Raw genomic sequence first — 9433 nt, 5'->3', positions numbered from 1 at the left:
GCTGCCGGTGCGCTACAACTTCGACAACCGCTACTTCAACGACACCTACGAGGGGCTGCCCGTCGACGGGTACACCGCGTGGCTGGAGAAGATGGCCGCCGACGAGAAGATCGAAGTGCGGCTGGACACGGACTGGTTCGACGTCCGCGACGACCTGCGGGCCGCGAGCCCGGACGCGCCGGTCGTCTACACCGGGCCGCTGGATCGCTACTTCGACTACTCCGCGGGCCGGCTCGGCTGGCGCACACTCGATTTCGAGACCGAGGTGCTCGATACCGGTGACTTCCAGGGCACGCCGGTGATGAACTACAACGACGCCGACGTCCCGTACACCCGCATCCACGAGTTCCGGCACTTCCATCCCGAACGCGATACCTACCCGGCCGACAAGACAGTCATCATGCGTGAATACAGCCGCGCCGCAGGCGAATCCGACGAACCGTACTACCCGATCAACACCCCGGACGATCGCACGATGCTGTCGGCCTACCGCGACCTGGCCAAGGGCGAAACCGTCTCGGCGAGAGTTCTTTTCGGTGGTCGCCTGGGCACCTACCAGTATCTGGACATGCACATGGCCATCGCCAGTGCGCTCACCATGTTCGACAACACCCTCGCGCCGCACCTGCGTGACGGCGCGGCGCTGGTGGGGGGCGCATGAGTGAGGTGACAGGTTTGGGAGCCGCGACTCACCGGACCCTTCGAGACGCCTCGCCTAGCGGCTCGGCTCCTCAGGGATCAAGAAGGTGGCCGTCAACTGTCGGTGTTGCGGTTCTTCGGGGGTCAAGAAGGTGGCCGTCGACTGTCGGTGTTGCGGTTCTTCGGGGGTCAAGAAAGTTGGGGACACATCTTGATCCCTGTTTGCAAGGCGCGGGAAGGTCGGGGACACATTTTGATCCCCGAGGCCGATGCGAGGAACGAGCGAGGGTCACGAGGGGTCCGGTGACCCTGCCGCATGACGTAACCAGCCCGAGGAAGAAGGAGTTTGCGAACCGATGAGCAAGGCGAAATCCCTTCTGCAGCGGGTCATCTTCCCACGTCCCGGCGAACCCGTCGACGTGCGGTCGCTGTATCTGGTGGAGGACGAGCGGAACTCGCGAAGGGCGCACTCACCGAGCCGTACTTCCGTTGTGCTGGGCCCGGATTCGCAGGTCAGCTTCGAGGCGTACTTCAACGCCTTCGCCGCCGCCTACTGGCGACGGTGGTCGATCCTGGAGTCGGTGGTGCTGCGCGTGGAGGTGATCGGCACCTGCCGGATCGACCTGTACCGCTCCAAGTTCGACGGTGCGCGCATCGGTATCGGCGGCGAACTGATTCCTGTCGACGAATCCGGCCGCGGCAGCATCGAACTCGAAGTCGACCTCGGCCCGTTCGAGGACGGCGGCTGGATCTGGTTCGACCTCACCACCGACACCGACACCGAAATCGTCTCCGCCGGATGGTATTCGGCGATCGAGGCACCCACCCCCGACGAGGAGACCAAACGGGTCACCGTCGGCATCCCCACGTTCAACCGGCCCACCGACGCCGTCGCCGCACTCGCCGCGCTCACCTCCGACCCGCTCGTCGACGCAGTCGTCGACGCCGTGCTGATGCCCGATCAGGGCACCCGCAAGGTGGTCGACGAACCCGGCTACACCGACGCCGCCGCCGCGCTCGGCGACCGGCTGCACATCTTCGACCAGGGAAACCTCGGCGGCTCAGGCGGATACGCCCGCATCATGTACGAGGCGCTGCGCCTGACCGACAGCCCGTACGTGCTGTACATGGACGACGACATCGCCATCGAACCCGACTCGATCCTGCGGGCCCTGGCGCTGTCGCGATTCGCCAAGTCCCCCATGCTCGTCGGCGGTCAGATGCTCAATCTGCAGGACCGCAGTCACCTGCACTGCATGGGTGAGGCCATCGACCGGCACACCTTCATGTGGACGGCGGCACCGTTCGTCGAATACGACCACGACTTCGCCAAATACCCACTGCGCGACCGTGATAACTCCAAGAATCTGCACCGGCGCATCGATGTTGAGGGCAACGGCTGGTGGATGTGCATGATCCCCCGCGAATGCGCGGAGAAGATCGGCCTGCCGATGCCGCTGTTCATCAAGTGGGACGACTGGGAATTCGCCTTGCGCGCAGCCAAAGCCGGCTATCCGACGGCGACGGTGCCGGGCATTGCGATCTGGCACATGGCGTGGAGCGACAAGGACGACGCCATCGACTGGCAGGCCTACTTCCATCTGCGCAACCGCCTCGTGGTCGCCTCCATCCATCACGACGGTCCGATCGGCGGCATTCTGCAGTCGATGGCCAAGGCGACCGCCAAACATCTGCTGTGCCTGGAGTATTCGACGGTCGCCATCCAGAACGAGGCGATCCGCGACTTCCTCGCCGGCCCCGACCACATCCGCAGCCTGCTGCCCACCGCGCTGCCCAAGGTGGCGGCGATGCGCAAGGAGTTCCCCGACGCCGTCGTGCTGCCGTCGGCGCAGGACCTGCCGCGCACCAGCGGCGAGGCCACCCATCTCGGAGTCAACGAACCGAAGAACCCGATCGCCAAGGTGAAGGCCCTGGCCGGGGCGGTGCGCAACAATCTGCGTCCGGCCGATCCCCGTCACCACGAGGTGCCGCAGGCCAACTACCCGCCCATCGAGGCGCGATGGTTCAGCCTCGGCCGCGTCGACGGCGTGACCGTGACCACAGCCGACGGCCGTGGGGTGGTCTACCGGCAGCGTGATCGTGACAAGATGATCGCGCTGGCCCGCGAGTCGGCGGCGCTGGTGAAAGAGGTCAAGGACCGCTTCCCCGAGATGCGCGAGGCCTACCGCCGCGCGCATGCGGACCTGACGAGCAAGGAGAGCTGGGCGAATGTCTTCGGAATCGACTGACCTGGGAGCCCCGACAGGGGAAGCGGCCGTCCTGGTCGGTATTCAGTCGGCGCTGGCGCACCGGCCGGGTGTCCGGGAGTCCGCCCGCGGACTGTCCCATTTCGGTGAGCACTCCCTCGGCTGGCTCGCGATCGCCGGAGCGGGCGCTGCGCTCGCGCACGTGAAAGGCGATCACGCCGCACGTCGCCGCTGGATCGAGGCCGGTGTCGGCGCGTTCGGTGCGCACGCCGCGTCCGTCGTCATCAAACGGGTGGTGCGCAGGCCCCGACCGAACCATCCCGATATCGAGATCGGTGTGGGCACCCCGTCCAAGCTGAGCTTCCCGTCCTCGCACGCCACGTCGACGACGGCCGCCGCGATCCTGATCGGCCGGGCCGCGGGTCTGCCGCCCGCCGCGCTGCCCGCGGTGCTGGTGCCGCCGATGCTGCTGTCGCGGCTGGTCCTGGGCGTGCACTATCCGACCGATGTGCTGGCCGGGGCCGGAATCGGAGCGGTCAGCGCAGCGGCCGTGGTCGCAGGTGACAGACTGTTCCCGGACCGATCGGGTGCGCCCACCGAGTGACTCGCGCACCGAACGCGGAGAGACAGACCCAGCAGTGAATCGCCCGCACCGTCGCGGGCATGGAGTGAGACGAGCATTTCGATGAGCGAGGAACCGATCGAGCACGGCCCCCAGCTCGGCCCGCCGAAAAACTTGGCGACCGGACTGGTGAAGGCGTTGCGGCCCCGGCAGTGGGTCAAGAACGTCCTGGTCCTCGCCGCACCGATGGCCGCGGGCACCGACGTGCTCACCGACGGCGCCACCATGCTGCGGGTGCTCATCGCATTCGTCGCGTTCTGCCTGATCGCCTCGGCCACCTACCTGATCAACGATGCCCTCGACGTCGAGGCCGACCGTAACCATCCGACCAAGCGGTTCCGGCCGATCGCGGCGGGAGTGGTGCCGCAGAAGCTGGCATTCGTGCTTGCGGCGGTGCTCGCGCTCGCGGCGATCGGTATTTCGTTCCTGGCGAACTGGCAGACAGCGGTCACCATCGCCGTCTACTTCGCCATCCAGCTCGGTTACTGCTTCGGCCTCAAACACCAGGCCGTCATCGACATCTGCATCGTGTCGTCGGGCTTCTTGATCCGGGCCATCGCCGGTGGTGTGGCCGCGCAGCTGCCCGAGGGTCTGTCGCGCTGGTTCCTGCTGGTCATGGCATTCGGATCGCTGTTCATGGCGGCCGGCAAACGCTACGCCGAACTCGTGTACGCCGAGCGAACCGGCGCCAAGATCCGCAAGTCGCTGGAGTACTATACCGCTACCTACCTGCGGTTCGTGTGGACGCTGTCGGCGACGTCGGTGGTGCTCTGCTACGGCCTGTGGGCGCTGGACACCGGCCCCGGCGGTAGCCACGGCGACAACGTCTTCTACTCGATCTCCATAGTCCCGTTCACCGTCGCGATCCTGCGGTACGCGGTCGACGTCGACGGCGGTGCCGCGGGCGAACCCGAAGAGATCGCCCTGGGCGACCGCATCCTGCAGTTCTTGGCGGTTGCCTGGATCATCTGCGTGGGTGTGGCGGTTTATGCGTTCTGAGAGACGAACACGGCGTTCTGAGAAAACAGCCCCACCGGCGGCGAGCCTTGCCGACCTGTTCGGCGACGACGAGGATCGCGACACCGGGGTGACCGCCCGCATCAAGGGGCTGGGCGCACGGCAGTGGGTGAGCGCGGTCAGCTTCGCCGTCGGCGCGATCGGGGTCACCGTCTTCTTCGCGATCGGTGCCTGGCAGCGCAGGTGGATCGCCGACGACGGCCTGATCGTCCTGCGTACCCTGCGCAACCTGTTCGCCGGCAACGGCCCGGTGTTCAACGCGGGCGAGCGGGTCGAGGCCAACACATCCACCGCGTGGACGTATCTGCTGTGGTTCTGGGCGTGGATCACCGACGGCCAACTCGAGTACGTGGCGCTGTGGGTGGCGCTGGTGCTGTCGGTGACGGCCATCCCGCTAGCCATGTACGGCACGGCCCGGCTGTACGCCGACCGCATCGGGCGTGACCGATCGTCGGCGGCTCCCGGCTGGACGCTGCTGCTGCCGCTGGGCGCGATCGTCTACATCGCGGTGCCACCGGCCCGCGACTTCGCGACCAGCGGCCTGGAGAACGGGCTGTGCATCTTCTGGATCGCGGCGCTGTGGTGTCAGTTCGTGGCGTGGGGCAGACGCGGCCGGTCGAGCGAAGCGAGGGGGGATATTCGCAGCGCCTCGGGACGCACCAATAGCCCGGCCACACTGGGGCTCGCGTTCACCGCGGGCCTTGCCCCACTGATCCGCCCCGAACTGGCCGTGCTCGGCGGGCTGGTGCTGCTGGCGATGGTGGCCGCACCTGCGTCGTGGCGGCTACGCGCCGGGATCGTCGTCGTCGCCGGCGTGCTGCCCGTGGGCTACCAGATCTTCCGGATGGGCTATTACGCCCTGCTCGTACCCAACCCGGCAGTCGCCAAGGACGCCAGCGGCTCCAAGTGGGCGCAGGGCTTCGACTACGTCGGCAACCTGTTCTCGCCGTACCTGCTGGTGCTGCCGCTGATCCTGCTGATCGTCGTCGCCGTGGTGCTCGGCGTCGACGGCCGGCTGGTGCGCGGCCCGGTACAAGGTGAGGTCACCGGATTGCGGGAGCGGGCGGCCGGCTGGTCGGCGCGGCTGCAGTCGCCCACGGGGGTGACCGTGACCGTCGTCGTGGCCGGCGCCATCGGTGCCGTGTACTGGATGCGGCAGGGCGGCGACTTCATGCACGGCCGGGTGCTGCTCAACCCGATGTTCACGCTGCTGCTGCCGCTGATGACCGTGCCGGTGACGATCCCGGCGAGTTGGTCGCAGTTGCGCGGCACCGCCGGAGCGCCCGCCGCACGCCGGGCCAGGATCCGCGTCGGCGGGGCCGTGGCGCTCGCGGCGATCTGGGTCGCGACCCTCGTGTGGGGCTGTCTGTACCACTCGACGGTCCTGCCGAACGCCGGCACGAGCATCGGCCGCAGCGGCATCGTCGACGAACGTCGCTTCTACGTCACCAACATGGGCATCCAGAACCCGGTGACAGCGGAGGACTATCTCGACTATCCGCGCATGCGGGCGATGGCCCGGCGGATCGAGGAGTACCGCGGGCAGGGCGGGGTCATCCTGCCGTCGTCCGACTACGACGACTGGTACGTCGCGCCGCTGCCCGACTCGACGCCGGAGGCCAAGCGCAAGCTGACCGTCTACTTCCTCAACCTGGGAATGACGAGCATGAACGCGCCGCTCGACGTGCGCGTCGTCGACCAGATGGGGCTGGCCTATCCGCTCGCCGCGCACACCGAACGACTCATCGACGGCCGCATCGGGCACGACAAGAACCTGCGGTCGGAGTGGGTGGTCGCCGAGGCCAGGGCGGTGTCGAAGAAGCCGGAACTGCCCAGCTACCTCGACGAGGACACCGTCGCCGAGGCCAAGGTGGCGCTGACCTGCCCGGAGACCAAGGAGCGTTACCGCTCCTATGAAGGCACCTGGACGTGGGACCGGTTCGTCGACAACCTGAAGAACGCCTACCGCTTCAACGGCTACCGCATCCAGCGTGAGCCGAAGTACGAGATCCTGCGCTGCGGGCTGACCCCGCCCAGCCCTGGGAACTGAAGAACAGCGGAACTGAAGAACACCGGACTGAAGAACACCGGACTGAAGAACACCGGGAAACTGACAACACCGGCAACTGAGACCACGGCCGGCTGAGAATCTGCGAATGATGCCGCCGAACAGTTGTGTCTTCGTATCTCGAATCGGTAACGTTCGCGGGGACACTGACGACAGTCCCACTGTGAGTCGGCTGAACAGCAGATGTGATCGCTATGAGATAGTGATACAGATCACACCGTTTGTCAGCCTGCCCGGCTTGCAATAGGCTCGCCAACCGATGCATGCACGCAGATGTGCAGCGATCTATGTGGTGAGCGCCGCTGTCGCATAAGCAGGGTGGCGGGGTCATCGGTACACCACCGATGCCCGGTCCCGAAATGAGGAGTAGTAGTCGATGCGCGAAGGTGCAGAAAAGCACACGGGGCGCCGTAAAGGCCGGTCCCGCCTACTTGTGGGCTTGCTGTCGTTGGCCACAGCGGTAGGGCTGGTCGGCGTAACCGCAGGTGAGGCCGGCGCCAGGATCAACGACACCCCTCTGTTCAAGGAATACCGCATCAACAGCTGCGGGATGCCGAACTTCACCAGCGGTCCCTGGAAGAACAAGTCGGCCGGTGAGGCCGACGGCGTGAAGGTCCGCACCTGGAAGAAGCAGGGCAACTACAAGACCGTCATCCTCCTCGACGGCATGCGCGCCGAATACGGCTACAGCGGCTGGGAGATCAACACCAACGTCCAGAAGCTCGTCAACGCCGGCGTCAACGTCGTCCAGCCGGTCGGCGGCCCGGCCAGCTTCTATGCCGACTGGGATGCCCCCTCCAACTTCAACGCCCAGCCGTTCACTTACAAGTGGCGCTGCGTCATCACCAGGAGCCTCATCCGCACGCTCGATGCCAACGGCTTCCGTGTGGGCAACGGCAAGTACGCCATCATGGGCCTGTCCTCCGGTGGTGGTGCCGCACTGACCATCGCCGCCCAGAACCGGCAGAACTTCGACCGCGCCGCCTCGCTGTCCGGCTACAACTGGATGACCGCCCCCGGCATGCGCACCGCGATCCGGCTGTCGATGCTTGACATCTCGCCCTCGCCGTTCAACGTCGACTCCATGTTCGGACCGCCCTGGAGCCCCCGCTGGCGCAGCAATGACGCCGCCTGGAATATCCAAGGCCTGCGCGGCATGAAGGTGTACGTCGGTTCCGGAAACGGCATCGTCGGTCAGCACAGCTTCGACGGTGGCAGCAGCTCCATGAGCCTGTTCAACGACGTGTTCAAGGGAGCGCCGCTCGAGCTGCTCTCGTTCACCCAGACCAAGGCGTTCGAACTGTTCGCCAACCTCAACGGAGTCCCCGTCATGAGCAGTTACGCGATGGGCACCCACTCGTGGGGCTACTGGCAGGACATGGTCTGGGACGCCAAGAACCGCGGCTTCTTCAGGTAGCACCGCCGCGCCTCTCGTCTGAAATCCCCCGATCCGTTCGCGCGGATCGGGGGATTTTTTCGTGTATCGGTGTCACAAGAGCATCACAAATCACATTGATCACATGCGACACAGCGTGGCGGGGGTGCGTTGTCGGCCTGGGCAGTGTATGAAACACCTGAGACATTTGTGGTCAGTGGTGCAAATGTGACTTATGTGTTCGTGCCCGGCGGAGGAGATCAGCGATGTGGCAAACGGCGCGCGGTACCAACGGCAGTAGCGGTGCCTGCGGTGATGACGGCATCGGTAACCGGGCGGCGCGGCGTGGCGCCGGCCGGGCTTCGGGACGTACGAGGGTCGCCGCGGCTTCCGCGGTCGGTGCGGGTGCTATCGCACTGAGTCTCGTGGCCGGGACGGTACCCGCGGACGCGGCGCCGGCAGCACCCGCACCGGCCAAGGTGACCCCGGCCAGGCCCGCACCGAAACCGGCGCCCCAGGCAGTCCGCAAACCGGCCGCCGAGCCGACGAAGGTGCCCGCCCCGGCGGCAACCACCAACGACCGCGTCAAGGTCACCAACATCTACTGGTACAGCAGTCGCCGGGTGGCGATCTGGGTGTACTCGCCCGCGATGAAGACCAATATCCAGGTGCAGCTGCTGCTCGCCCGCGACTGGTATGCCAAGCCGAACGCCAGGTTCCCGCAGCTGACCATGCTCGACGGCCTGCGCGCCCAGGACAACCAGAGCGGCTGGATCCTCAACACCAACGTGATCGACTTCTACAAGGACAAGAACGTCAACGTCGTCCTGCCCGTCGGTGGTGAGTCGAGCTTCTACACCGACTGGCAGCAGCCCGACCGCGGCAAGCACTACATGTGGGAGACCTTCCTGATGAAGGAACTGCCACCGATCCTGGAGAAGGACTGGCGCTCGACCAAGGTGCGCGGCATCATGGGCCTGTCGATGGGTGGTTCGGCGGCGATGATGCTCGCTGCGCGCAACCCCGGCTTCTACAAGTTCGTGGCGTCGTTCTCGGGCATCCTGCAACTCAGCTCGCCGGGCATGGCGCAGGCCATCCAATTCGCCCAGCGCGACGGCGGCGCCTACGACTCGGAGAAGATGTTCGGCAAGCCGAGCGACCCCGCGTGGCGGGAACACGATCCGTACGTGCTCGCCGACAAACTGCAGGGAACCAGCATCTACATCTCCTCCGGCAACGGCGTGATCGGTCCGCACGACCAGGCCTCGGACATTCCGCTGCTGGCCACCAACTACTCCGGCGTCGGCCTCGAGGTGCTCTCGCGCGTCACCACCCAGCAGTTCGCCGTCAAACTCAACGTGGTGGGTGTGCCCGCCCGTTCGGCCTACCGGCCGTCGGGCACCCACACCTGGCCGTACTGGCAGTTCGAGATGGCCCAGGCGTGGCCGCAGGCGGCGTCGGCGCTGGGACTGAGCGGCGACAAGGGCAATTGCTGCGTCTACTCC

The 9433-nt window shown here is 66.3% G+C and carries 7 protein-coding genes; all 7 read left to right on the top strand.

Going from position 1 to position 9433, the window contains the following annotated elements; genetic code table 11:
• On the top strand, nucleotides 1-661 hold a 661-nt coding region (locus Q0627_RS12350; protein ID WP_298810209.1), incomplete at its 5' end, for a UDP-galactopyranose mutase.
• 334 nt (nucleotides 662-995) lie between these two features.
• Nucleotides 996-2888, top strand: a complete 1893-nt coding sequence (locus Q0627_RS12345) for a glycosyltransferase (protein WP_291012868.1) — start codon at nucleotides 996-998, stop codon at nucleotides 2886-2888.
• On the top strand, nucleotides 2869-3450 hold the full coding sequence (locus Q0627_RS12340) for a phosphatase PAP2 family protein (protein WP_291012866.1): 582 nt from the start codon (nucleotides 2869-2871) through the stop codon (nucleotides 3448-3450). Before Q0627_RS12345 ends, Q0627_RS12340 begins: the two co-directional genes overlap by 20 nt.
• Nucleotides 3451-3531: 81 nt before the next feature.
• Nucleotides 3532-4467: a decaprenyl-phosphate phosphoribosyltransferase gene (locus Q0627_RS12335; RefSeq protein ID WP_291012864.1), complete on the top strand. Its 936-nt coding sequence runs from the start codon at nucleotides 3532-3534 to the stop codon at nucleotides 4465-4467.
• On the top strand, nucleotides 4457-6535 hold the full coding sequence (gene zomB / locus Q0627_RS12330; RefSeq protein WP_291012862.1) for a flagellar motor control protein ZomB: 2079 nt from the start codon (nucleotides 4457-4459) through the stop codon (nucleotides 6533-6535). Before Q0627_RS12335 ends, zomB begins: the two co-directional genes overlap by 11 nt.
• Nucleotides 6536-6929: 394 nt before the next feature.
• Nucleotides 6930-7970 carry an alpha/beta hydrolase family protein gene (locus Q0627_RS12325; protein ID WP_291012860.1) on the top strand — a complete coding sequence of 347 codons (1041 nt, stop codon included), beginning with the start codon at nucleotides 6930-6932 and terminating at the stop codon, nucleotides 7968-7970.
• Between the two features lie 224 nt (nucleotides 7971-8194).
• On the top strand, nucleotides 8195-9433 hold a 1239-nt coding region (locus Q0627_RS12320; RefSeq protein ID WP_298810203.1), incomplete at its 3' end, for an alpha/beta hydrolase family protein.

This window comes from uncultured Gordonia sp. (genome assembly GCF_937858515.1).
GTDB lineage: Bacteria > Actinomycetota > Actinomycetes > Mycobacteriales > Mycobacteriaceae > Gordonia.
This window is presented reverse-complemented; position numbering and strand designations above follow the sequence as displayed.

Bases quoted from the DNA above. Each gene is read 5' to 3' on its own strand.
- Q0627_RS12345 (WP_291012868.1), top strand. From the start codon at position 996: ATGAGCAAGGCGAAATCCCTTCTGCAGCGGGTCATCTTCCCACGTCCC.
- Q0627_RS12340 (WP_291012866.1), top strand. From the start codon at position 2,869: ATGTCTTCGGAATCGACTGACCTGGGAGCCCCGACAGGGGAAGCGGCC.
- Q0627_RS12335 (WP_291012864.1), top strand. From the start codon at position 3,532: ATGAGCGAGGAACCGATCGAGCACGGCCCCCAGCTCGGCCCGCCGAAA.
- zomB (WP_291012862.1), top strand. From the start codon at position 4,457: ATGCGTTCTGAGAGACGAACACGGCGTTCTGAGAAAACAGCCCCACCG.
- Q0627_RS12325 (WP_291012860.1), top strand. From the start codon at position 6,930: ATGCGCGAAGGTGCAGAAAAGCACACGGGGCGCCGTAAAGGCCGGTCC.